Source organism: Candidatus Binataceae bacterium (genome assembly GCA_035650475.1).
Lineage (GTDB): Bacteria > Desulfobacterota > Binatia > Binatales > Binataceae > JAKAVN01.
In genome coordinates this window covers 642268-666213 of the sequence record DASRHP010000009.1, presented here as the reverse complement: position 1 = coordinate 666213, position 23946 = coordinate 642268, and the positions used below count along the sequence as shown (strand labels likewise).

The window sequence follows — 23946 nt, the reverse complement described above, 5'->3', positions numbered from 1 at the left end:
CTCCTGCGATTGAATTAGTCGACGCGATTGCTTAAACCGCGGCACCCCAGAGCGGGCGCCGGCGCTCTAGCGGTTCGACCGCCTCGGCGCGCATCACGACCCGCGGCGTGAACCGCTCCAGCGAGGCCAAGAAGAGCGCCACCCGCTCGGTGCCCGAGAGGTAGCGCTCGAAGACCGCCTCCAATCCGCGCAGTGGGCCGGCAACTACGCGCACGCGCTCGCCCCTGTTGAGCACGGCGGGCGCAAGCTCGACCGCCCCGCCGGCGCATCGCCGCCTAAGCTCGGCCACGATCTCTTCCGGCACCGTGCGCGGCTGGCTGCCCGCACGCACCAGGTCGCGCACGCCCGAGGCCCACCGCACGCGCAGATAGTCGGTCTCGAGCTCGAAGCGCGCGAAGAGGTAGCAGGGAAACAGCGGCACCAGCGTCTCGCTCAGCCGCTCCCACCGCCGCACCTTCACGCGCAGCAGCGGCAGAAAGACCTCGGGCAGGCTCATGCCCAGTTGATCGCGCACACTACGCTCCTTGTTCGACCTGGTGCGCACGAGATACCACGCCGGCATGCTGAATCCCCCACTAAGGACCGAGTTTCACCGTTAGCGAGCAACTTTCAGACCGTCGCGCGGCGAGGATGCGCGAAGCCCCACCAGGACGCGCACCGCGCGGCTAACGTGGGCCGACGGAGGCACACGAGGCAGTTACGGCGGCCTGCCCTGATGAATAAGTGGCATTCGCTGCGCCAATTTTGTGGCGATGCATCAGAGCTGCGTCTCGCTCGCCTGTCTCGTTAGCGAACGATCGCACCCGCGTTCCATCGCAAAGACAGCTGCGCTGTCGCGCCTTGTGACGATCCACCAAGCCCCTGGCCGCTTGCACAACGCAATTCGCACACGGTCCATGGCGCGCGGCTTGCACAGTAAATGAAGAGCTAAACAGTAAAGCCGTGAACTGGAGTGAACAAGGGCATGCGCGCACAAGACCGGGCGCAGGAGACAGGCACGGATGTTCAGGGCGGCGCGCAGGCGCCGCGCGAGGTCGAGGCCGAGTTGCGTGCGCGCCTAACGCAGCAGGAGGCGATCGCAACGCTGGGCCTGCGCGCGCTGCGCACGGTTGAGGTCGGGCCGCTCCTCGACGACGCCGTGGCCGCGGTCGCCCGTACGCTGGGGCTTGAGTATTGCGAGGTGCTCGAGTTGCAGGCCGACGGCAGGATGCTGCTGCTGCGCGCGGGCGTGGGATGGAATGAGGGTCTGGTGGGAAATGCGACCGTCAGCGCCGGGCTCGACTCGCAGGCGGGCTACACCCTGAGCACGCGCCAGCCGGTAATGGTGGAGGACCTCGCCAGAGACGGCCGTTTCAGCGGCCCTTCGCTCTTGCGCGAGCACGGCGTGGTAAGCGGCATCAGCACCGTCATTGGCAATCCGGATCGGCCCTGGGGCGTGCTGGGCGCATATACTCGAAGCCGGCGCAAGTTCACCCGCGACGACGCCAATTTTGTCCAGGCGGCGGCCAACGTGTTGGCTGGCGCCGTGGAACGGATGAGCGCCGAAGCAGCGCTGCGCGCGGCGCAAGCCTACACCCGCGGACTCATCGAGGCCTCGGTGGACGCAATGCTCACCATCGACGATAACCTGGCTATAACCGACGTCAACGAGCAGATGGCGCGGATGAGCGAGATGCCGCGCACGATGCTCATCGGGAGCCGCTTCGACGCCTGCTTCACCGATCCCGAGCGCGCGGCAGCGGGCGTGCACATGACGCTGCGCGAGGGCGCGGTGACCAATTACGACCTGACCCTGCGCGCGGCGAGCGGCAAGGAGCTGCTGGTCTCGTTCAACGCATCGATCTTTTACGACGCCGCCGGCAAGCCGCGCGGGGTCTTCGCGCTGGCGCGCGACGTGAGTGAACAGCGGCGGATCGAGCGCGAGTTGCGCCGCGAACGTAACTACAGCCGCGCGTTGCTCGAATCGTCGGTCGACGCGCTGTTCGCGATCGACCCCGATATGCGCATCACCGACGTCAACGAGCAGACCGTGACCTTCACCGGCTACTCGCGCGCCGAGCTGACCGGTGCTCCGTTTCCAAGCCTGTTCACCGAACCTGAGCACGCGGCGGCGGGCGTGCGCACGACGCTCGCTGAGGGCGTGGTCAGGGACTACGAGCTGACGGTGCGCTCGGCCACCGGCCGCGAACTGCCGGTATCCTTTAACGCCTCAATCTTCAGGGACGACACGGGCGAGGTGCGCGGCGTGTTCGCTGCTGCGCGCGACATCGCCGAGCGCCGCCGCCTGGAGCGCGAGCGCTCGCTGTTGGCCTCGGTGGTCGCTTCGGCCACCGACGCGATTTACAGCTACAGACCCGACACCACGGTCACGAGCTGGAATGCGGGCGCCGAGCGGCTGTACGGCTACAGCGCGGCGGAAATCGTCGGCCGCAGCATTACCGCATGCGTGCCGCTGGACCGGCGCGCCGAGCTGCACGAGCGCATCGCGCGGGTCCTGCGCAAGGAAGGTATCCAACGCTTCGAGAGCGTCCGCCGGCGCAAGGATTCGAGCCTCGTCCAGGTCGCGCTCGCAATGTCGCCGATCATCGAGCAGAGCGGCGAGGTAAGCGGCGTGGCAGTCACCGCGCGCGAGCTCGGTGAACGGCTTTCTGGCACGACCTCCGCCGCCGGCGCGGACAACAGCGCGAGGCCCGTGGTGTCAATGAAGCAGGGGTCGGGCGCGGCGCCGTCGTCCGTGCCGGCGGCGGAGGGCCGTTGAAGGCGGCGAACGAATCAACGTGGCAGCAGCCGCTCGCCGCCACCGGGAAGACTCGCCCGCCGTTTCACGGGCGCGGCGTGCCCGAGGCGGCCGGCGCCACCGAAGCAGAGGCTATCTACGGCGTCTCGCCTGACACCATCGTCATGAGCTGAAGCCGCGGCGCCGAGAAGCTTTACCGCTACTCAGCGCGATGAAGCGCGAAGCGCCCGAGGTCGCGGTGGTCGTGATCAGCGTGGTGCCGTTCGAGAAGACGCAGGATGACTTTTTTGAGCTCGGCGTGCTCGCCTACGTCGTCAAGCCGCTCAACGATTTCTCGTTTGCACCGGTGCGCCAGAAGCTGGTCCAGATGTTTCCCGAGCTGGCGGGAGCGCACGCCCATTAGGACTGGAGCGATGACGGCGGGGAGCAGGCTTCGGACAGGAAGCGGCTGGCGGAGGCGCCGCGCGCGCAACCGCGGCGCAGCGGCACGCGATGGATACTGAAGCGCCACGGATCGGGCGGCTAGGCGGCCACGACGCGACGTTCAACGGGCAAAGCTCTGCGCATCATATCGCCTACTTCTCGATGGAGCTGGCGCTGGAGAACTCGATTCCGACCTACGCCGGCGGACTCGGCGTGCTTGCCGCCGACACCTTGCGCAGCGCGGCAGACCTTGGGTTGCCGATGGTTGGGGTGAGCCTGCTTTATCGCAAGGGCCATTTCTTCCAGGTGCTCGACCGCGACGGATGGCAGCGGGAGGAGGCAGTGGCATGGTCGCCCGAGGACCTCTTACAGCGCGCGCAGACGACGATTGAGGTCGAAGTCGAGGGGCGCAAGGTCAAGGTCGGCGCATGGTGGTACCCCCTACATGGCGCCTCGGACACCACCGTGCCGGTCTTCCTGCTCGACACCAACCTGCCGGGCAACGACCCCTACGATCGCACGTTGACCGATTATCTTTACGGCGGCGACCAGCGCTACCGCCTGTGCCAGGAGGTGGTGCTCGGAATCGGCGGAGTGCGGATGCTGCGCAGTCTGAGCTTCGATCAGGAAGGCAGCTTCCACATGAACGAGGGACATTCGGCGCTGCTCGCGCTGGAGCTGTACTTCGAGGAGCTCAGACGCGACTCTGCCGACCATCAGGCGGTCATCGAGCGGGTCCGCCGCAAGTGCCTATTCACCACCCATACGCCAGTGCCTGCGGGACATGACCAGTTTCCGCTCGAGCTTGCGCGCGCGGTGCTCGGCGAGCGCGCGCTGGCGGCGCTGGGGCGGCTGGGATGCTGCGACGACCGCCTCAACATGACGCGCGTGGCGCTTTCGCTCAGCCACTACGTCAACGGGGTGACCCAGCGCCACGGGCGCATTTCGAGCTCGATGTTCCCGGGCTACCCGATCGGCTCGATTACCAACGGCGTGCACTCGGCGAGCTGGAGCGCGCCGTCGTTCCAGGCGCTCTACGACCGCCGAATCAAGCACTGGCGGCGCGACTTCTTCGCCCTGCGCTACGCGCTGGGAATTTCGCTGGCCGAAATCACACACGCCCACGCGGAGGCCAAGAACGCGCTGATCGACGCGGTCAACGCGCGCACCAACGCCGGCCTCGATCTGCGCGCCTTCACCATCGGCTCCGCCCGCCGCGTTGCGGCCTTCAAGCGCCCCGCCCTGCTCTTTCACGACCCCGAGCGCCTGCGCCGCATCGCTGCGCGCTACGGCCGGCTCCAGGTTGTGCTCGCCGGCAAGGCTCATCCGCAGGACACCGAGGCCAAGGAGCTGATCCGCCGCCTGATCCAGATGGCGCGCGCGCTCGGCCCGGAGGTCGTGATCGCCTACATGCCAAGCTACGATCTCGCGCTGGCCCGGCTGATTATCGCCGGGGTGGATTTGTGGCTGAACACGCCGATGCCCCCGTACGAGGCCTCGGGGACCAGCGGGATGAAGGCCGCGCACAACGCCGTGCCCAGCCTTAGTGTGCTCGACGGCTGGTGGTTGGAGGGACATATCGAGGGGGTCACCGGATGGGCCATCGGGCCGCGCGAGCGCGGCGCCGGGCGCGCCGACGCGGAGGACGCCGCCGACCTCTACCGCGCGCTGGAGGAAACCATCCTGCCCGTTTATCACAACGAGCCGCAGCGTTGGGCCGAAATCATGCGCGCGACCATCGCCTTCAACGCGTCGTTCTTCAACACTCATCGGATGCTCGAAGAGTACATGGCGCTGGCCTACCGCGAGCAGCATGGCGCCGGCGAGCGTTAGCGCCGCGCGCGGGCGGCGGGCGTCATGCTAGGATGCGCACCATCGTGCGGCCCGGAGCGCGGTTTGGCCGGGAGCTTGCGGATGGCGCCTCGACTTCATCAATTCTACGCCGTCGCCTTCGAGGAAAACCTCGCGCTGCGCCAGCTCGCGCCGATTTTCCCCCAGGCTCGGATCACCGCGCACCAGATGTTCGTGCCGATGCAGCCCGAGGGCGGCATCTACATCTATCCGTTCGGCGCGGTGGTCGCCTATGACCTTTCGCCCGAGCGCCGCGAGGCCGAACTCGCGCGGCTGTTCCGGATAGGTCCGAAGCTGACGACCCAGGTTATCCGCGAGGACTACTCGGTGCTCGAAGATCCCGCGCTTGCGATCGGGCTGTCGGATGGCGCGCTCAGGCTCGATCGCTTCACCCCCGAGCGCGCGGGGATCGTCGCGCTGACGGTCGCGCAGAGCGCGGCAATGGAGTACTACGAGCGGATCGTCGAGCGGCTGCTCGCGCGCACCGGCGAGTTCGTCGAGCGGCTCGAGCGCCGCGGCACGGTGCCCTTCCGCACCCGCCCGCTTCATCGCTTCATCGGCCAGGCGATCGCGACCCGCGGCGAGGTGCTCGCGGTGCTCCATCTGCTCGACAAGCCCGACGAGACGTGGGACGACCCCGCGATGGACCGCATCTACAACGACCTGCGCGCGGAGTTCGACCTCGTCGATCGCTACCACGCGCTGGAGCTCAAGCTGCGCAGCGTGCAGGAGGCGCTCGAGCTGCTGGCCGAGGTCGGCCGCGACCGCCATCTGCTCCTGCTCGAGGCGATAATCGTGCTGCTCATCCTGCTTGAAGTCGCGCTCGCGCTCATCCGCCGCAGCTGAGCCCGCGCCTGGCGCGGGGTCCGTCTCGATTTCAATCCAGCGGCGGCCTGAGGTCGCGCCACGGACGGGCCTCCTCGAACTGCGCGGCAAGCGCGATTATCCCCAGCTCGTCGGCCTGCCGGCCGATGATTTGCAATCCGATGGGCAGTCCGGCCCTGCTGAACCCATTGGGCAGCGAGAAAGCCGGCTGGCCGGTCGCGTTGTATGGAAACGTGAACTGGATGAACGGGTAGAGCTCGTCCTCGAACTTGTCGGTGGGCATCCCCAGGCGCGGCGCGGGATGAGGCAGCGTCGGCGCCAACGTCGCGTCGTAGGGCGCCAGCGCCTGCACGATCTCGCGCGCCGTGTTGTGCATCCGCGCCAGCGCGCCGACGTAGTCGGTCGCCGATAACCGCCGGCCGAACTCCCACGCCCGTCGCACGACCGGATCCATCAGGTCGGGATTCTTGATCGGCACCGAAGCGAGGCCGGCGGAGATCGCAAGCCGCGTGTACTCGATCAGCCGCTGCGCGGGATCGATGTGCACCGGCTCCACCCGATGGCCCATCGCGCGGAAGACGTCCGCCGCGTGCTCAAGGGCGACGGTGACCTCGGGATCGACCGGGCCGAGCGCGCTGCCCGCGATCATCGCCAGGTGCAACCCCTTGGGGCGGTCGGCCACCGCGCTGACAAAGGGGCGCGGCGGCGGCGGCGCCCAGTAGGGATCGCCCACCACCGGCCCCGCCATCACGTCGAGCATCAGCGCCGCGTCGCGCACCGAGCGCGCGATCGGCCCTTCGGTGGCTAACCCGGCCCATCCTTCTCCCATAACGGGCGCGAAGCTGACCCGTCCGCGCGATGGTTTGAGCCCGACCACGCCGGAGCACGCCGCCGGCACGCGAATCGAACCGCCGCCGTCGGTGCCTTCGGCCAGCGGCCCCATCCCGGCCGCGACCTGCGCCGCCGCGCCGCCGCTGGAGCCGCCGGCGCTGTGCTCGAGGTTCCAGGGGTTGCGCGCCGGCGGGCAGAGCCCGCCCTCGGTGGTCGGGCGCCCGCCCAGCTCCGGCGTAGTGGTCTTGCCGAGTAGGATTCCACCGGCGTTACGCAGGCGCACCGCGAGCTCGGCGTCGGCGCGCGGGCGGAAATTCTCGAAGTTGCGCGAGCCCAGGGTGGTGCGGATATCGCGCGTCCAGGTCAGGTCCTTGAGCGAGTAGGCGACGCCGAACAGCGGCATCGCCGCCGCCTCCGCCGGGCTCAGCTCCTCCAGCCGCTCGGCGTCGGCCAGCGCGCGCTCGGCCGCCACCGTCATGTAGGCGCCGAGGCGCGGATTGAGCCGTTCGATTCGCGCAAGGAAGAATTCGGCGACCTCGCGCGGCCGAACCTCGCGTCTGAGCACCAGTTCGCGCAACTCGACGGCTTCGATATACGGATTCAGCATCACCGGCCTCCTCTCGCAGCAGCTGGGCTATTCGCCCTGTCTGTTAGTGTAAAACGCGCATCGCAACAACACCCGCGTGCTCGCCGTGGCGCGTCGCCGCCGGCGCGGCACGTTGCCGCCCTGCGGTCGAGCGGGCTAGTGTGACCAGCGACGAAAGGCCGTAGCGGTATCGCGCGCCGGCCGGGCCGACGATGCTCAGCGAAACGATACTGTGGATCCACGTCTTATGTGGCGCGCTGTGGGTGGCGGTGAGCCTGAGCTTCGTACTGGCGGCGGCGGCAACCGCCGACGGCGAGCGCGAGGCGTTCGCGGCGCGCGTCGCGCCCAAGCTCAACCGGCTCAACCTGGTAGCGATCGCGCTGCTGCCGCTGACCGGCGTTGCGAACCTGGTGTACGTCGGACGCGGGCATCACTTCCGCTACCCGCCGGCCTTCGCCGGCGTGCTCAGCGTCAAGCTCGTTCTGCTGTGCGGGATGGCAGTCGCGCTGGGCGTGGCGTGGAGCGCAGCCACCGACCGCGCGCGCGGTGCGCGCCGGCTGCTGTGGCTGTACGGCGCGATGGCGGCGATGGGCGCGGTCGCGCTGATGCTGGGGCTATGGCTTGCGGGCAGCGCCTGAGTCGGCAAAGGCGATGGAACCGTCGTTGCAGCCTGCCGCGTTAGACGGCAAGGAGCTCAAAAACAACGGCTGATGGAGCAACCGCCAAAGATCCGAATCGGCGATTTCGAGATCGCGCTGCTCAGCGACGGGTTGTGGCGCAACGACGGCGGATGCATGTTCGGCGTGGTGCCGCGCGAGCTGTGGCAGCGCGAGCACCCCGCCGACGAGCGCAACCGGATCCGGCTCAACCTGGTGTGCCCGCTGATCATGCGCGGCGCGATGGCGGTGGTGGTGGACACCGGAATCGGCAACCGGCTGAGCTCGGTCGAGCGCAAGATCTTCGACCACGGCGAAGGATGGCTGCCCGAGGGCCTGCGCGCGCTCGGGATGGAGCCAGGCGACGTCACCCATGTCGTGCTTTCGCATCTGCATTTCGACCATTGCGGCGGAGTGGTGCGCCGGCGCGCCTCGGGCGTGCTGGAGGCGGCCTTTCCAAGGGCGCGCGTGATGGTTCAGCGGGGCGAGCTCGAAGTCGCGCGCGGCTCGCGCAATGAACGCTTGCGCGCCGCCTATCGTCATATCGAGGAGTGCCTTGCGCCGCTCGGCCGCACGCTGGAGCCGCTCGAGGGCGACACCGAGCTTGCGCCGGGGCTGGACATCCGCGTCACCGGCGGTCACACGGCCGACCATCAGGTGGTGACGGTGAGCGCGGACGGCGGCGCGCAATGCTTCGTTCATCTGGCCGATATTGTGCCGACGCGCTCGCACATGCGCGGACCGTGGAACCAGAGCTATGACCTCGATGCTCTGCGCACGATGGAGGTCAAGGCGGGCTATCTGGCGCGCGCGGTCGAGCGCGGATGGTGGGTATCGTTCGCCCATGACGAGCGCGTGCTCGCCGCGCGCGTGCGCAACGACGGTGGGCGGCTCGTGCTGGGGGAATCGATCGCGATGCGCGAACCACAAGCGGCGCAACGCTAGCGCCGCGGCGGCGGCGAAGCGCAGCCGGCGGGGCTATCGCTAAGTTGCGTCGCGCAGTGGATAATAATGTTGTGGATAAGCAGAGCCACATGCCGGCAGGGAGGCGGAACCTGGCTTTGCTCCCGGCCCGCGGTCGGTTATGCTTTGTAACGGGGATGCGCGTGAAGCATAGCATTATCCCTCCTGTCCGTTCCTCGTCAAACCTTTCTCCCTAGGTCTCAATGTAAACAAGGAGTCTGCTGATGACGGCCGTTAACGACTTTGAGCGCGTGATCAAGCAAGACCGGGCGGCTCGCGAATCCAAGCAGTGGCGCGGAACGCTGCTCGAATACCTCGACCTGGTCAAGGCCGACCCCACCATCACCAAGCTCGCCCACGCTCGCATCTATGACCTGATCATCTCGATGGGCACCCGCAACATCCAGGACACCGACGATCCGCGCACCAAGCGCCTTTACAAGGACGAGCCGGTAAAGGTCTATAACTTCTTCGCCGACGAGTTTTTCGGTATCGAGCGCACCATCGCGCAACTCGTGCGCTATTTCCATTCCGCCTCGCTCAAGGGCGAGGAGAGCCGCCAGGTACTCTATTTGATGGGCCCGGTCGGCTCGGGCAAAAGCTCGCTCGTCGAGCGCGTCCAGCGCGGGCTGGAGCAGGCGAGCACGGTGTACGCGATCGAGGGCTGCCCGATGCACGAAGAGCCGCTGCATCTCATCCCGCGCCATCTGCGGCGCGAGTTTGAAAAGATGCTCGGCGTGCACATCGAGGGCGACCTCTGCCCGGTCTGTCGCTACCGGCTCAAGGAGGAGTTCGGACAGCGCTACGAGGAAGTCCCGATCGAAACCCGCAACTTCTCCAAGCGCAACCGCGTGGGCATCGGCGTCGTCCCGCCGGTGGATCCCAACAACCAGGACACCTCGGTGCTGATCGGCTCGGAGGACATCTCGAAGCTCGACCAGTACTCCGAAGGCGATCCGCGGGTGCTCGAGCTCAACGGCGCGCTCAACGTCGGCAACCGCGGCGTAGTCGAGTTTATCGAGGTCTTCAAGAACGAGACCGAGTACCTGCATGCGATGATCACGGCGACCCAGGAAAAGGTAATCCCGGCGCCCGGCCGCCACGGGATGGTGTACGTCGACACCTGCATCGTGGCCCACTCCAACGAGGCCGAGTGGCAGAAGTTCAAGGCCGACCACACCAATGAGGCGATCCTCGACCGCATCGTGGTGGTCAAGGTGCCCTACAACCTGCGCCTCTCCGAAGAGGTCAAGATTTATCAGAAGATCATCCGCAACTCGGATTTTCGCGCCCACGTCGCGCCGCACACGCTCGAGCTCGCCTCGATGTTCGCGATTCTCTCTCGTCTGGAGCCGACCTCGAAGTGCGACCTGATGACCAAGCTGCGCCTGTACAACGGCGAAGAGGTCGTGGAAAAGGGGCGGACCAAGAAGATCGACGTGCAGGAGCTCAAGGAGGACGCCAAGCGCGAGGGGATGTCGGGAATCTCGACCCGCTTCATCATGAAGGCGCTCGACAACGCGCTCTCCGACAACGTCTCCGGCAACTGCATCAACCCGATCAACGTGCGCGAGGCGCTGATCGGGATGGTCAAGGAAGCCGACCTGCCCGACGATTCCCGCAAGCAGTACCTTGAGTTCCTCCAGGACACCCTGCACAAGGAATACCTCGAACTACTCGAGAAGGAGATCACGCGCGCCTTCGTTTACTCCTACCAGGAGCAGGCCGAGGCGCTGTTCCAGAACTACCTCGACCACGCCGAAGCCTACGTCAACAAGACCAAGGTGCGCGACCGCAATACCAAGGAGGAGCTGCCGCCCGACGAGGGTTTCCTGAAATCAATCGAGGAGCAGATCGCGATCATCGGCTCGGCGGCCGACGGTTTCCGCCAGGAAGTGATCGCCTACCTGTGGTCGAGCTCGCGCCGCGGCGAGAAGGTCAGCTATCGCAGCTACGAGCCGCTGAAGGAGGCGATCGAGAAGAAGCTGATGACCTCGGTGCGCGACATCTCGCGCATCATCACCAAGGCGCGCACGCGCGACGAGGAGCAGGCGGAAAAGTACGGTGCGATGGTGCGCAACCTGCTGGAGAACGGGTATTGCGAATCGTGCGTCGACGTGGTGCTCAAGTACGCGGCCAACAATCTGTGGAAGGACTGAGCCGGCGACAAAGGCGCGGCGACCCAGCTCCCGGCCGTTGCCTGAAAGCAAGCCGGCGCAGGATGGTCCGGGTTGCGGTGTCGCCCCACGGTGGCGGGACGGAAAGCAATGCCGCTCGATAGCATCTTTCGCGAATATCGCCCCTCCGACGCCGAGCGTTCTGATCGCTCGGCCGGCGACCGCATGCGCCATCGCCAGAAGGTGCGCGAGTCGATCCGCGAAAACATCGCCGACATCATCGCCGAGGAATCGATCATCGGCAAAGACCGCGACCGCGTGATCAAGGTCCCCCTGCGCGGGATCAAGGAATACCGCTTCGTGTACGGCGAAAACGCGCCCGGAGTCGCCCAGGGCCAGGGCGACTCGCGCCCCGGCCAGGTTGTGGGCAAGGTCGGCAAGGAGGGCCAGGGCAAGGGCGATGGCCAGGCCGGCGACCGCCCCGGTATCGACTACTACGAAACCGACGTCACACTCGAAGAGCTGATCGAGATCATGTTCGAGGATCTCGAACTGCCCAACCTCGAGCGGCGCGCGCTGCGCCAGATCCCCTCCGACCGTGCCTTCAAGCGCAAGGGCTACCGCCACGTCGGCATCCGCGTGCGCCTTGACAAGCGGCGCACCGCGCGCCAGCGCGTGATGCGGATGCTCGCCTCGCGCCACGCCCAGGCGCGGCAGCAGCTCGCCGCCGAACTCGAGGAGGAGCCGGAAGACCGCGCGGAGCCCGCCGAGGAGCGCCGCTTCCCCTTCCATCAGGACGACCTGCGCTACCGCCACGTCGAGACCGACACCCGCGAAGAATCCAACGCGGTCGTGATCTGCATCATGGACACGTCGGGCTCGATGGACACGATGAAGAAGTATCTCGCGCGCAGCTTCTTCTTCATGCTCTACCAGTTCATCGCGACCCGCTACCGCAACGTCGAGATCGTCTTCATCGCCCATCACACCGAGGCGCGCGAGGTCACCGAGGAGGAGTTTTTCCACAAGGGCGAGGCCGGCGGCACGTTCATCTCGTCGGGCTATCTCAAGGCGCTCGAGATCATCAACGAGCGCTACCATCCCTCGCTGTGGAACATCTACGCCTTCCACTGCTCGGACGGCGACAACTTCGACTCCGACAACCCGGCGGCGCTCAAGGCGGCCAAGGACCTCTCGGACGTCTGCAACCTGTTCGGCTACGGCGAGATCAAGCCGCTGGGCTCGCGCTACTACGAATCCTCGATGCTCAACGTGTTCCGCCGGCTGGAGGCGCCCAACTTCCATTCGGTGCTGATCGAGCGCAAGGAAGACATCTGGCCGTCGTTCAAGGCGTTCCTCGCCAAGGACCGGGTCAAGGAACAGGCGGGCGGCTAAGGGCGTCGCGCGGCGATCTTACGGACTGCGATGGCGAACTACGAACTGAGAGACCTCGTCGAGTGGGACGCGCGCATCCGCGAGAAGGTCGCCGAGTTCGGACTCGACTGCTACACCCAGGAGTTCGAGATCTGCGACCACTTCGGGATGCTTGGGTACATGGCGTACTCGGGGATGCCGTCGCATTATCCGCACTGGTCGTACGGCAAGTCCTACGAGAAGCTCAAGACGCTGTACGACCACGGGGTGAGCGGGCTGCCCTACGAGATGGTGATCAACTCGGACCCCGCGATCGCCTATCTGATGCGCGACAACACCCTGTTGCTCCAGATCCTGACGATCGCGCATGTCTACGGGCATAACGACTTCTTCAAGAACAACTTCACTTACCGCACCACCCGCGCCGCGCTTACCATCGAGCTGTTCAAGGCGCACGCGCTGCGCGTGCGGCGCTACGTCGAGGACCCTTCGATCGGCATCGACGCGGTCGAGCGCGTGCTCGACGCCGCCCACGCGCTGAGCCACCAGTGCCGGCGCAATCTTGCCATCCGCAAGCTCAGCCGCGCCGAGCAGATCGAGCGCGCGGTCGAGGCGGCGCAGCCCAAGTCCGACCCCTTCCAACGCATCCACGCGCGCGAAGAAGTCCGCGAGCCGGACATCCGCAAGGAGCCGCTCGAGCCCGACGAGGACCTCCTGCTCTTCATCCGCGACCACAATCCGTTCCTGCGCGACTGGGAGAAAGACCTGCTGACGATCGTCGACCAGGAGGCGAAGTACTTTCTGCCCATGATCGAGACCAAGATCATGAACGAGGGATGGGCGAGCTACTGGCACAAGCGCATCCTGGAGTCGCTCGGTCTCGACCAGAGCCTGCACCTCGAATTTATTGTCCGCCACAATCAGGTCGTCCGTCCGATCCCGGGCCAGATCAACCCCTACCATCTCGGGTTCAAAGTCTGGGAGGACATCTATCGCCGCCACACCAATCCGACGCCGGAGGAGATCAAGCGCGACGGCGCACCGACCAAGAGGGGCGATGCCAAGCTCTTCGAAGTGCGCGAGACCGAGCGCGACAGCTCCTTTCTGCGCCGCTACCTGACCGAAGACCTGATGCGCGAGATGGACCTCTTCAAGTACGAGGCGCGCGGCGATGACCTCGTAGTGGACAAGGTCTCGGACGAGGAAGGCTGGCGCGAGGTCAAGGAAACGCTCATCCGCAACGTCGGCACCGGCTCGATTCCGGTGATCAAGGTCGAGGATGCCGACTTCGGCCAGAATCGCACGCTCTACCTCAAGCACTACCACGACGGCCGCGACCTCCAGCTCGAATACGCCGAGAAGACGCTCGCCTACGTCGGGCGGCTTTGGGGGCGCGAGTGCGTGCTCGAAACCAGCCTCCAGGGCAAGCGCACACTGCTCTGCTACAACGAGCGCGGCTTCTCGATGCGCGCGCTGAAATAGCGCGCCCCGCCGCCTTTCCGCTCCGGTCGCGATGGCGTCGCAAGAGAAGTTCGAAGCGGCTTTGCGCCTGATGCTCGAAGCAATCGACGAGCGCGCGCGGGAGGCGCGGGCGCCGCTCAGCCCCGACGCGATGCGCGCCGAGCTGGAGCGGTTGGCGCGGATGCGCGGGCGGCCGGCCTTCTACCCTTACCTCGGCTCCGGCGTCGGGCGCGGCGCGCGCGCGATGCTTGCCGACGGGCGCTGGGTGCTCGATTTCGCGCTCGGCATCGGGGTGCATTTGTTCGGCCATGGCGACCGCGATCTGATTGCGACCGCGATTCGCGCCGCCGCCTCCGACCTCGTGATGCAGGGCAACCTGATCTTCAACCGTGAGTACGGCGCGCTGATGGAGACACTGCTGCGGCACGCCCCGGCCGGGATGGAGAACTGCTGGCTTGCGCTCTCGGGCGCGGACGCCAACGAGAATGCGCTCAAGCTCCTGCGCCAGAAGCGCGGCGGGCGGCCCGGCGTGATCGCCTTCGGCGGATGCTTCCACGGGCGGACCAGCGCGATGGCCGAGATCACCGACCGCCCGGATTACCGCTTCAGCCAGCCCGCGACCTTCCCCGTCCACTACGTGCCGTTTTACGACCGCAACGATCCCGACAGTATCGAGAAGTCGTGCGCCGCGCTGCGCACCATCGTCCGGCGCCACGGCGACCGGATCGCAACCTTCGTCGTCGAGCTCGTCCAGGGCGAGGCCGGTTTCGTCACTGCCCCGCGCGAATTCTTCGTGGCGCTGTTCGAGGAGTGTCGCCGCGCCGGCATCCCCGTCTGGGCCGATGAGATCCAGACCTTCGCCCGCACGGGCGAGCTGTTCGCCACCGCCGGGCTCGGACTCGCCGACTACGTCGATGTGATCACGGTCGGCAAGGTGTTCCAGGGCAGCGCCGTGCTGCTGCGGCGCGAATTCGCGCCCGATCCGGGGCTGATCTCGGGAACGTTTTCCGGCGCGACGGTCGCGATGGCGGTTGCGCGGCGGATGATCGAGCGGCTGGTCGAGGGCGGGATGTTCGGCCCCGAAGGCCGCGAGCGCGAGCTTGAGCGGCTGACTCGCGAGCATCTGCACGCGCTCGGCAAGCGGCGTCCGGGAACGATCTCGGCTATCGACGGCGTCGGCGCGATGATCTCGTTCCGCGTCGGCGACGGCTCGCTCGCCTCGACGCGCGCGTTGATCCAGCGATGTTTCAACGCCGGGCTGGTGCTCTATTACGGCGGCCACGAGCCCGCCTGCGTACGATTGTTCCTGCCGGCGGCGGTGCTCACCAACGAGGAACTGGCCGAGGCCTTCGTGATCCTCGACCGCTGCCTGTAGATACCGGGGCCAACCCCCGATTCCCTCCCGCCGGGGAGACGGTCAGAGCTCGGTTAGGTTCGTCCTCACGGAGTGCGGCGCGGGGCGAGCGGCAAGGGCGGGTTCGAGACGACCACCGGAATAGAATTGTGCACACTGTTGGCGATCAGCACCTTGAGCGGGTAGCTGTGGCTGTTCGCGATCGGCACCGTGCCCTCGGGTCCGAGGCCGACGATGAAACACGGATGCTGCGCGTCGGCGCCGCACGCCGGCTCCGCATTGGCGGCCTGGACGCTCGGGGCCGTGACCAACGGGCGCGCCGCGATCACGATCAGCGCCGCGGCGATAAGCGTAAGCACGAACCTGGTGTAACGATCGGTCGGCATGGAGTCGCTCCTGCGGGTCAGTCGTGCGCGGCGCGCGGCAATGGACGGCGCGCGCAACGCCATGTCTGACACGCTACAGCGGCACTCGACCGCGGACAATTGAACTTTGCGCAACGCCGGCGCTCAGGTGAGCGTGCCGCCGCTTAGATTGAGCACGTTGCCGGTCGTGTAGGCCGCCTCCTCCGAGGCGAAGTAGACGCACGCTTCCGCGATCTCTTCGGGCTTGCCGATGCGTCCGAGCGGCACCCCGCGCCGAAAGCGTGCGAGGTCCTCCTCGCTGAAGTTGGCGAGAATTGGCGTCTCGACCAGGCCCGGCGCCACCGCGTTGACCGTGATGCCGGCCGAGGCAAATTCGGCCGCCAGCGCGCGCACGAAGCCGTGCACGCCGGTCTTGGCCGCGCAGATATGCGCCATGTTGGGGAGCCCGTGCAGGCCGGAGATCGCGGTGACGCAGATTATCCGGCCCCATCGCCGCGCCACCATATGGTCGATCGCCGCGCGCGCGCAGTTGAAGGCGCCCTTCAGATCGACCGTCAGCACCTCGTCCCACTCGGCCTCAGTCATCCGGGTGAAGGCCGTGTGGTGAAAAACGCCGGCGTTGCTCACCACGATGTCGAGGTGGCCGAAGGCGTCGATCGCCCGCCGCACCATCGCACCGGTCTCGGCGAACGAGCCGACGTCGGCGCGAACCCCGAGCGCGCGCCGGCCGAGCTTTTCGACCTCGGCGACGACCGCCGCGATGCGCTGCTCGTTGCGCCCGTTGACCACGATATCGGCGCCCTCGCGCGCAAAGTGCAGCGCCGTGGCGCGGCCGATTCCCGAACTCGAGCCTGTGATGAGCGCGGACTTTCCGGCAAGCCGCATGGCATCCCCTCCTCCTATGTGCATGCGCGCCGCGCCGTTCGCGGCGCCGATTTCAGGGCAAACGACACGGCGGCGTGCAAACGTCAGAGCGGCGCCGCGGGCGGCAGCGCGTCGAATCCGAGCGCCTCTTCGCACCATCGCGCGACGCCAAGCAACGCTGCCTCTCCAAACGTGCGGCCCGTGAGCTGAATCGCCACAGGCAGCCCGGACGGCGCAAGTCCGCACGGAAGCGCGATCACCGGATGGCCGCTGAGGCTCCACGGCGCGTTGAACGACGGGTCGCCGGTGGAAACGAGCCCCGCCGGCGCCGGCGCGGGCGTTGCCGGCGTCAGGATCGCGTCGAAACGCCCGACGATCCGGTCGATGTCGCGGCGAAAGCGGCGCTGCACCTCGAGCGCGGCGATATACTTCCACGCCGCCATCGCGAGCCCGCGCTCGACAAACTCGCGGATCTTCGGCCCGTACAAATCACCTTTCTCGGCGAAGCGCTCGCGATGGACCGCGGCGGCCTCAGCGGTCAGCTCGACCAGGATGCTGTCGGCGGCGGCGGCGAAACTCTCGGGTGGATCGATCGGCTCGAAGTGCGCACCGGCACGCTTGAGCCGCGCAACCGCCGCCTCGACCGCCACACGCGTCTGAGGCGTCGCGCGGTCGTCGAACGCCCTGGGCATAACTGCAATCCGCGGCGCACGCGCCGGCTCCGCGATGGCGAATAGATAGTCGGCGGCGGCGACCGGCGCACTGGCCGGATCGCGCGGGTCCGCACCCGCCATCGCCTGGAGCATCGCGGCCGCGTCGGCCACCGAGCGCGCCAGGATGCCGACGTGGTCGAGGCTCGGCGCCAGCGCCATCATCCCGTGCCGGCTGATCAGACCGAAGCTCGGCTTCATCCCCACGATTCCGCAATACGCGGCCGGCCGGATCGTCGAACCAACGGTCTGCGAGCCGATCGCCGCCTGGCACATCCGCGCCGCGACCGCCGCGCCCGAACCGCTGCTGGAGCCGCCGGGCGTATGTTCGAGGTTCCACGGGTTGCGCGTCTCGGCGGGATCGAGCAGCGCGAACTCGGTGGTCGCCGTCTTGCCCAGGATGATTGCGCCGGCGCGCCGCAGCCGCGCGACCGCCTCGGCGTCGTAGTCCGGCACGAAGCCCTTGAGCGAGCGCGAGCCGCCCTCGGTGGCAAGCCCGGCGGTGTAGAAGATGTCCTTCACACCGACCGGTACGCCATGCAGGGGGCCGCGGATGCGGCCGGCGCTCGCTTCGGCGTCGAGCTCGGCGGCGGCGCGCCGGACGCTGGCGCGATCGAGCGCGACCCACGCCTTGACCGCGCCGTCGAGGCGGTCGATCCGGGCCAACGAGGACTCGACCATCTCGAGCGCCGTGAGCTTACGCTCGCGCAGGAGCCGCGCGGCCTCGGCCAAGCTGAGCGCGTACGGCTGCGCCATCACTTGCCCTTGAGATAGCGGTCAAAGAATCTGACCATTTTCGGCCACAGCTCAAAAGCGGCCTTTTCCCGGTAGCTCGGGCGGTAGTCGGCAAAGAACGCGTGGCCCGCGTCCCTGAACATGTCGAAGACGAAGATCTTGCCAGACTGTTGCAGGCGCTGGCGCAGCTGCTCGGCGTGAGCGGGCGACGGGTTGGTGTCCTCCTCGCCGCAGACCACGTAGAGCGGGCAGCAGAGCTGCGGCACCAGGTCGATCACCGGCGTCGGCCGGTTGCTGCTCGGCGGCGACATGTCGGCGGTGATCGCGCCGCCCCAGCAATCGATCGCCGCGCTCAGCCGGTTGCTGCTGCACGCGTACAGCAGGGTGGTGCGGCCGCCCATGCAAAAACCGACGCATCCGATCTTGCCGCTCATCCCGGGCTCGGCGGCAAGCACGTCGGCCGCCTTGTCGAGATCGCGCACGAGCTGCGCATCGCTCATCGCGAGCATCCGGCTGCGCACGACGTCCATCCCGTCGGTGGTCTTGGGCGCGCCGACGCGCGTGTACAGCTCGGGCGCGAGCGCGATGTAGCCGGCGTTGGCGAAGCGGCGCGTGACGTCGCGAATGTGTTCGATCACGCCCCACGCCTCGTGAATCACGATCACCCCGGGATACGTGCCGGGCTGGCGCGGGCGCGCCAGGTAGCCGCCAATCGCGACGCCGTCGCTCTGGAACGTCAGGTCGCGGGTCTCAAGCCGCTCGGGATTGGTCACCTCGCCTGCCAATGCCATGATTACTCTCCTCCTTCTGAATTGGCATGCGCGTGCGCGTTGCGCGCGGCGCTACACGAATCGCTGCTTCGCCCAGCCTTCGGCGTAAGGCGTCAGGAAAGTCGGCGTGAAACGCAGTCGCAGAAATCGCCATCCCTCGGCCGTGCGCACGTACTCGTCCTCGTAGCGTCCGGCGAGCCACGCCGCCTGATTGCCTTTGGCCATAGTCAGCGGTTGGAGCAGATACCATTGCCCGCGCGCGTGGTCGCCGCTGACCTCGATAATCGGGTTCATCACGTTATGGATCGCGAACGGGAAGGCCTTGGGCGCCTTGGCGAAAAAGGCGCGGATCGCCTCGCGCCCTTGGGCACGGCCCAGCTCGCCGCCGTCCCATACGCCATCGGGCACGAAGAGCGAGGCGATCGTGTCGGGATCGTAATTGTTGTCGCAGGCAGCGGCGTAGCGCGCCTTCAAGCGCTTGATCTCCTCGATGTCCTCGAGGACGCGAAGCCTCCGTTCGAGTTCTTCGATTTTCATAGCGACCTCGCAGGCGCGGTCATCCGCCGCCGCCCTCCCGACGCAGGGAGGTGCGGCGACCTTTGGGCATGCTCAGAGAACCCAATAGCGCATTTGAACGACCTGAGGGTAACGCGGGATCCGTCCGCGGCACGCGGTCAGGGCCTATCGCGAGCCACGCTGTCAATCGGCCCCCCCAACGACTTGTCCCGCGATCGCGCGGCTGATACTGCTTATTCTCATGCCGGCGCCCGTCCTCCATCCGCTCCGGCGGCGGCTCTGCGAAGGAGGCACGGATTGCACCCGGCGGCGCCGCGGCCAGGCCCGAACGGCTCTTCTCGTTCTGGCAGCTATCCTCTGCGTAATCGTCGCGCTGCCCGGAGGGTTCGGTGGGCGCGCGGAAGCGATCTACCGCGACGCGATCGCGCAGGTCGCCGACAGCGGCTTTGCGGTCAAGATCGACTCTTACCAGCGCGGCTGGTTCTCCTCCGAGTGCGAGCTGAGCGGTACCGCTCGCGGTCAGCGGTTCACGCTAACCCAGCATATCCACCACGGACCGCTCGGCTTTTACGACGGATGGCGCGTCGCCTTTCCAGTGGCGGCCGTCGTCGATACCGACCCGCCGCCGGTCTTGCGTGACTTTCTGAATCGAACCGCAGGCGACGCGCCCTTGCTCATCCAGACCGTGGTCGCCATCAACGGCGCTTTGGACCTGCATGTCTCGCGCGAGCCGTCGCAGCGCGTCAGTCCGGGGCTGACCGTCGAATTCGGCGGCCTCGACTGGCGATGGCGGCTGTCCGCTGACAGGCATCTGATGCGCGGCAGAGCACCCGGGATTACCGCGACCGGCACTTTTGGCGAGGTCGAAGCGGCAAACCTCGCACTCGATGGCGAGTCCCGCCGCGACACCTCGGGCTTATGGCTCGGCGGCGGCACGCTCGTGCTCCAACGCCTCGGCTACAGCCTCGTGCCGCTCGGCGCTCATCCGGCCAGGAGCGGACTGCTCAGAAAGCTGTCCATCTCCACGCGTACTTCGCTCACCAACGGGCTTATCGAGGCGCGCCTGAAGCTGGCGGCCGACGAGCTCCGTGGCGGGCAACTGAGGCTCGGCCCGCTCGCGCTGGAGGCCAACGCCGGCAATCTTGCGGCCGCGCCATTCGAGCGCTTGCGCACAGACGCCCTGTCGATTTCGCGCTCGGGGCTCGACAAGGCGGCACAGACTCAGATGATGCGCGAGAAGGGCGCGGGCCTGCTGATCGCGATGGTCCAGCGTGGGCCGACGATTTCGCTCCATCTCGACCTCGCCGGTGCCGGCGGCAAGGCGATGGGCGATGCCCATGCCGCGATCGCGCCGCAGCTTGCCGACGACCCGCTAATGAAGGCCCGGGCGGCCGACGGCAAGGCGCTGGCCGCGAGCGTCTGGGAAAAATACGCGAGCGTCACCGCCGAGGCTACGATTCTCCCGGCCTTGCTCGCGCAGCTCGCCACTAACGATCAGGTCAAGGGCCTGCTGGCGGGCGGGATCCTGGTGCGCGACGGCGCTAGTTACGCCTGCCATGCCAGCTACAAGGACGGGGCGTGGACTGTCAACGGCAAAAAGCTCACTCCTGCGGCACAAGCGACGAAATCCCCGGGCGCCTCAGGCGTTCCGCCGCGTCCGTGATCGCGGGCAGACGCCCTCTTACGTCCGTTCGCGGATTCGGGCAAGCTTGAGTCGCGAGCGAGCAATCCGGCCGCCACAGCAATGCATCTGTTTCCTGACCCCGCCAAGTTCCCCGATCTGCTCGCGGCCTGGGGCTATTTCGGCATCTTCGCCTGCATTTTTATCGGAAATCTCGGCGTGCCGGTGCCCGAAGAGACGGTGTTGATCGCGGCGGGATTCCTCGCCGGACGCCAGTTGCTTGGGCTTGAAGCGGTATGGGCGGTGGTGCTGGTGGCCGCGGTTTCGGGCGATTGCTGCGGCTACCTGCTCGGACGCACCGGCGGCCAGCGCTTGCTCGAGAACCTCGCCGCGCGCTTTGCCGCGCTGCGCCGGCGGTTGGACCGGCTGCGCGCGTTTTTCGACCAACACGGCAGCAAGGCGGTCTTCATGGCGCGCTTCATCACGGGCGCGCGCTTCATGGCGGGACCGATGGCGGGCGCGGCCGGGATGCCGTTTCTGCGCTTCCTCGGATGGAACGTGATGGGCGCGATCATCTGGTGCTCGCTGATGGTTGCGATCGGCTACATGGTAGGCGATGAGATCTGGCGCGTGGTCGAGCTGGTGCACTGGAGCGCGCGCTGGGTCGCGGTGGGCGTGGCGGTGGTTGCGTTCGCCGGCTGGCTCATCTGGTGGTGGACCCATCAGGCGACCCCCGGCTCCGACGCGCAGGCCTGATCCGGCGTCCGGATTTGCATCGCCCTCGCCGCCCGGACTACGCTTCGCATCAGCCGTGACCTCCGCGCACGCCGCGGACATCATCTTCGTAACGGAGGAACTCACGCGATGGCGCTGCTGCCCTATGCCGATGAATTCAAAGTTTCCGACAAGACCCGCGAGATCCTTGGCAACACTCCGCGCAAGCTCAACGTCGCGCGGATGATCGCGAACACCGAACCGGTCTTCCGCGAGTTCTCGCGCCTGGGGCACGCGCTGCTGACCCGCGCGAAGCTCGACGGCAAGCTGCGCGAGATAGCGATCCTGCGCACCGCCAAGATCACCGGCTCGGTCTATGAATGGACCCAACACGTGCCGATTGCGCACGCCACGGGCGTCAGCGAGGAGCAGGTCGCCGCGATGGACAACTGGGAGAGCGCGCGATGCTTCGACGAGGTCGAGGGCCTGGTGCTTAAGTTGACTGATGAGGTGACGCGCAACGTCAAAGGGCGTAAGGAGACGCTCGAGGCGCTCAAGAAGCATCTCGGCACCGCGGAGCTCGTCGAGCTCATCCTGTCGATCGGGTTCTGGGGGATGGTGGCGCGGCTGCTCGAAACGACCGAGGTCGACCTCGAAGACTTCGCCGGCAAAGTCAATCTGCTGGCCTCGGGCAAGCGGTGAGCGGCGATCGATGACCTGTCCGAACGCCCAGTCTTGCGAGTGCGTGACCGCTCCCTAAGCCTCGCCTTCGCAAGGGAAGGAGCGAATCAATCACGGCGCGGACACGCGCTCAGCGCGCGCGCTTGCGGGCTTCTTCAGCCTTGCGCAGATCGACGCGGCGAATTTTGCCGCTCACCGTTCTGGGCAGCTCGTCAACGAACTCGACCTCGCGTGGATACTTGTAGGGCGCGGTGGCGCGTTTGCAATGCTCCTGGAGCTCGCGCACCATCGCTTCGCCGCGCTCGGTGCCGGGTTTGAGGCGGACAAACGCCTTGACGAGCGCACCGCGATCGGGATCGGGGCTCGCCACCACCGCCGATTCCATGACCGCCGGATGTTCGAGCAAAACGCTTTCGACCTCGAACGGTCCAATCCGATAGCCGGCCGAGATGATAACGTCGTCGGCGCGACCGACGAACCACAGATAGCCGTCGCCATCGCGCCGCGCGAGGTCGCCGGTGAAGTACCAATCGCCACGAAACGCCGCGGCGGTCTCCTCGGGATTTTTCCAGTACTCCAAAAACAGCGATGGCGGACGCTCGGGGCGCGTGCGGATCGCAAGTTCGCCGACCTCGTCTTCGGCGGCTTCGCTACCGTCCGCCCGGAGCACGCGCAAGTCGTGGCCCGGAAACGGACGGCCCATCGAACCCGGCTTGACTTTCATCCCGGGCAGGTTGGCGGCAACGATGATCGTTTCGGTCTGGCCGTAGCCGTCGTGGATCGTGATCCCGTAGTGCTCGCGCCAGGTCTCGATGACCTCTGGATTGAGCGGCTCGCCTGCACCGGTGCAATGGCGCAGAACCGGGAACTTGTAGCGGCTCAGATCCTCCTTGACCAGCATCCGGTACTCGGTGGGCGGCGCGCAGAAGGTCGCGATCGGATAGCGCGCGAGCAGCTCGAGTTCCTTCGCCGGTTCGAAGCGGCCGTTGTACATGAAGGTCGCCACGCCGTTCATCCAAGGCCCGAACAGCACCCCGTACGCCGCCTTCGCCCATCCGGTGTCAGACGTCGTCCAGTGCAGCTCTCCTGGCCGCGCGTCGAGCCACGTGCTTCCGGTGTAGCGATGGCACCATGTGTAGGCGTGGCTATGGAGCACGGCCTTGGGCTCGCGCGTGGTGCCGGAGGTGTAATAGCAAATCGCGGGATCGCTCGAGCGCGTACGCACGGGAGTGAAGCTCGACGAGGCGCGCTGCATCGAGTCGCGCAGCCCGAGCCATCCACTGCGCGGGCTGCCGGCGAGCAGGAAGTACTTAAGCGTCGGGCAGTGATTGCGCAGATCGCCGATCAGCTCCGCATTCTCGAGCCCGGCGATGATCGTGCAAGCCCCGGCATGATTGGCTCGGTAGGCCAGGTCCTTCTCACGCAGCATCGCGGTGCACGGGATGACCAGTGCGCCGGCCTTGAGCGCGCCGACATAAGCCGCCTGCCAGAGCGTGATTCGCTCCAGCGCGATCATCACCGGGTCGCCCGGCCGGACGCCCAGCCCGAGCAGCACGTTGGCGATACGATTGGATTGGTCGCGGATGTCGGCGAAGGTCAGCCGCGCGCGGTTGCCCTCCTGGTCCTCCCACAGGATCGCGACGCGCAGCGGGTCGGCGGCAAAGGCGTCAACGGTGGCGCCAAAGTTGAAGAACTCCGGCACCTCCCATCGGAAGTTGTTATACAGCTCCTGGTAGTTGTCGCTCACCGATTGCCCTCGCGCACTCGCGCCGACGGCACGCTCCCACCCGCG

General features: G+C 67.0%; 22 protein-coding genes. 14 read left to right on the top strand and 8 right to left on the bottom strand.

What is annotated here, in order from left to right; all coding sequences use genetic code 11:
* Positions 1–31: 31 nt before the first annotated feature.
* Positions 32–562, bottom strand: coding sequence for a transcription termination/antitermination NusG family protein (locus tag VFB33_09360; GenBank protein ID HZO81892.1), 531 nt, complete (start codon positions 560–562; stop codon positions 32–34).
* A gap of 402 nt (positions 563–964) precedes the next feature.
* On the opposite strand from VFB33_09360, the gene VFB33_09355 reads away from it, so the two are divergent.
* The 5 genes from VFB33_09355 to VFB33_09335 all read left to right on the top strand — a co-directional run bounded on the left by VFB33_09355 (position 965) and on the right by VFB33_09335 (position 5857).
* Entirely contained in the window at positions 965–2758 is a 1794-nt protein-coding gene (locus VFB33_09355; protein ID HZO81891.1) for a PAS domain S-box protein, read from the top strand.
* The gene (locus VFB33_09350) at positions 2755–2910 is read left to right on the top strand and encodes a hypothetical protein (GenBank protein ID HZO81890.1); all 156 of its coding nucleotides are present in this window, start codon (positions 2755–2757) and stop codon (positions 2908–2910) included. The genes VFB33_09355 and VFB33_09350 overlap by 4 nt, the downstream gene beginning before the upstream one ends.
* Positions 2911–2948: 38 nt before the next feature.
* The gene (locus VFB33_09345) at positions 2949–3140 is read left to right on the top strand and encodes a hypothetical protein (protein ID HZO81889.1); all 192 of its coding nucleotides are present in this window, start codon (positions 2949–2951) and stop codon (positions 3138–3140) included.
* A gap of 89 nt (positions 3141–3229) precedes the next feature.
* Positions 3230–4993, top strand: a complete 1764-nt coding sequence (gene glgP / locus VFB33_09340; protein ID HZO81888.1) for an alpha-glucan family phosphorylase — start codon at positions 3230–3232, stop codon at positions 4991–4993.
* Positions 4994–5074: 81 nt separating this feature from the next.
* Positions 5075–5857, top strand: a complete 783-nt coding sequence (locus tag VFB33_09335) for an RMD1 family protein (GenBank protein ID HZO81887.1) — start codon at positions 5075–5077, stop codon at positions 5855–5857.
* 31 nt (positions 5858–5888) lie between these two features.
* On the opposite strand, the gene VFB33_09330 is transcribed toward VFB33_09335, so the two are convergent.
* Entirely contained in the window at positions 5889–7274 is a 1386-nt protein-coding gene (locus VFB33_09330) for an amidase (GenBank protein ID HZO81886.1), read from the bottom strand.
* A gap of 191 nt (positions 7275–7465) precedes the next feature.
* Between VFB33_09330 and VFB33_09325 the strand changes: the two genes are divergently transcribed.
* The 6 genes from VFB33_09325 to VFB33_09300 all read left to right on the top strand — a co-directional run bounded on the left by VFB33_09325 (position 7466) and on the right by VFB33_09300 (position 15199).
* Entirely contained in the window at positions 7466–7891 is a 426-nt protein-coding gene (locus tag VFB33_09325; protein HZO81885.1) for a hypothetical protein, read from the top strand.
* A gap of 72 nt (positions 7892–7963) precedes the next feature.
* Positions 7964–8854 (top strand): MBL fold metallo-hydrolase, encoded by an 891-nt coding sequence (locus VFB33_09320; protein ID HZO81884.1) that lies wholly within the window; start codon positions 7964–7966, stop codon positions 8852–8854.
* A gap of 242 nt (positions 8855–9096) precedes the next feature.
* Entirely contained in the window at positions 9097–11031 is a 1935-nt protein-coding gene (locus VFB33_09315) for a hypothetical protein (GenBank protein HZO81883.1), read from the top strand.
* Positions 11032–11139: 108 nt separating this feature from the next.
* A complete protein-coding gene (gene yhbH / locus VFB33_09310; protein HZO81882.1) occupies positions 11140–12384 on the top strand; it encodes a sporulation protein YhbH in 1245 nt (414 codons plus the stop codon).
* 30 nt (positions 12385–12414) lie between these two features.
* Positions 12415–13845: a SpoVR family protein gene (locus tag VFB33_09305; protein ID HZO81881.1), complete on the top strand. Its 1431-nt coding sequence runs from the start codon at positions 12415–12417 to the stop codon at positions 13843–13845.
* A gap of 31 nt (positions 13846–13876) precedes the next feature.
* Positions 13877–15199, top strand: a complete 1323-nt coding sequence (locus VFB33_09300; GenBank protein ID HZO81880.1) for an aminotransferase class III-fold pyridoxal phosphate-dependent enzyme — start codon at positions 13877–13879, stop codon at positions 15197–15199.
* A 65-nt stretch (positions 15200–15264) separates the two neighbouring features.
* Here VFB33_09300 and VFB33_09295 read toward each other — a convergent pair whose 3' ends face one another.
* The 5 genes from VFB33_09295 to VFB33_09275 all read right to left on the bottom strand — a co-directional run bounded on the left by VFB33_09295 (position 15265) and on the right by VFB33_09275 (position 19159).
* Complete coding sequence (locus VFB33_09295) at positions 15265–15564, bottom strand: hypothetical protein (protein ID HZO81879.1); 300 nt, start codon at positions 15562–15564, stop codon at positions 15265–15267.
* 123 nt (positions 15565–15687) lie between these two features.
* Positions 15688–16428, bottom strand: coding sequence for an SDR family NAD(P)-dependent oxidoreductase (locus VFB33_09290; GenBank protein HZO81878.1), 741 nt, complete (start codon positions 16426–16428; stop codon positions 15688–15690).
* Positions 16429–16511: 83 nt separating this feature from the next.
* Positions 16512–17873, bottom strand: a complete 1362-nt coding sequence (locus VFB33_09285; GenBank protein ID HZO81877.1) for an amidase — start codon at positions 17871–17873, stop codon at positions 16512–16514.
* Positions 17873–18643, bottom strand: a complete 771-nt coding sequence (locus VFB33_09280) for a dienelactone hydrolase family protein (protein HZO81876.1) — start codon at positions 18641–18643, stop codon at positions 17873–17875. The genes VFB33_09285 and VFB33_09280 overlap by 1 nt, the downstream gene beginning before the upstream one ends.
* Before the next feature lie 51 nt (positions 18644–18694).
* Positions 18695–19159, bottom strand: a complete 465-nt coding sequence (locus VFB33_09275; protein ID HZO81875.1) for a nuclear transport factor 2 family protein — start codon at positions 19157–19159, stop codon at positions 18695–18697.
* 220 nt (positions 19160–19379) lie between these two features.
* Between VFB33_09275 and VFB33_09270 the strand changes: the two genes are divergently transcribed.
* From VFB33_09270 to VFB33_09260, 3 genes are all read left to right on the top strand, one after another.
* The gene (locus VFB33_09270; protein HZO81874.1) at positions 19380–20801 is read left to right on the top strand and encodes a DUF945 family protein; all 1422 of its coding nucleotides are present in this window, start codon (positions 19380–19382) and stop codon (positions 20799–20801) included.
* A gap of 81 nt (positions 20802–20882) precedes the next feature.
* On the top strand, positions 20883–21515 hold the full coding sequence (locus VFB33_09265) for a DedA family protein (protein ID HZO81873.1): 633 nt from the start codon (positions 20883–20885) through the stop codon (positions 21513–21515).
* A 108-nt stretch (positions 21516–21623) separates the two neighbouring features.
* Complete coding sequence (locus VFB33_09260) at positions 21624–22175, top strand: carboxymuconolactone decarboxylase family protein (GenBank protein ID HZO81872.1); 552 nt, start codon at positions 21624–21626, stop codon at positions 22173–22175.
* A gap of 109 nt (positions 22176–22284) precedes the next feature.
* Here the strand turns inward: VFB33_09260 and VFB33_09255 are convergent, their stop codons facing one another.
* Positions 22285–23901: an AMP-binding protein gene (locus tag VFB33_09255; GenBank protein HZO81871.1), complete on the bottom strand. Its 1617-nt coding sequence runs from the start codon at positions 23899–23901 to the stop codon at positions 22285–22287.
* Between the last annotated feature and the right edge of the window lie 45 nt (positions 23902–23946).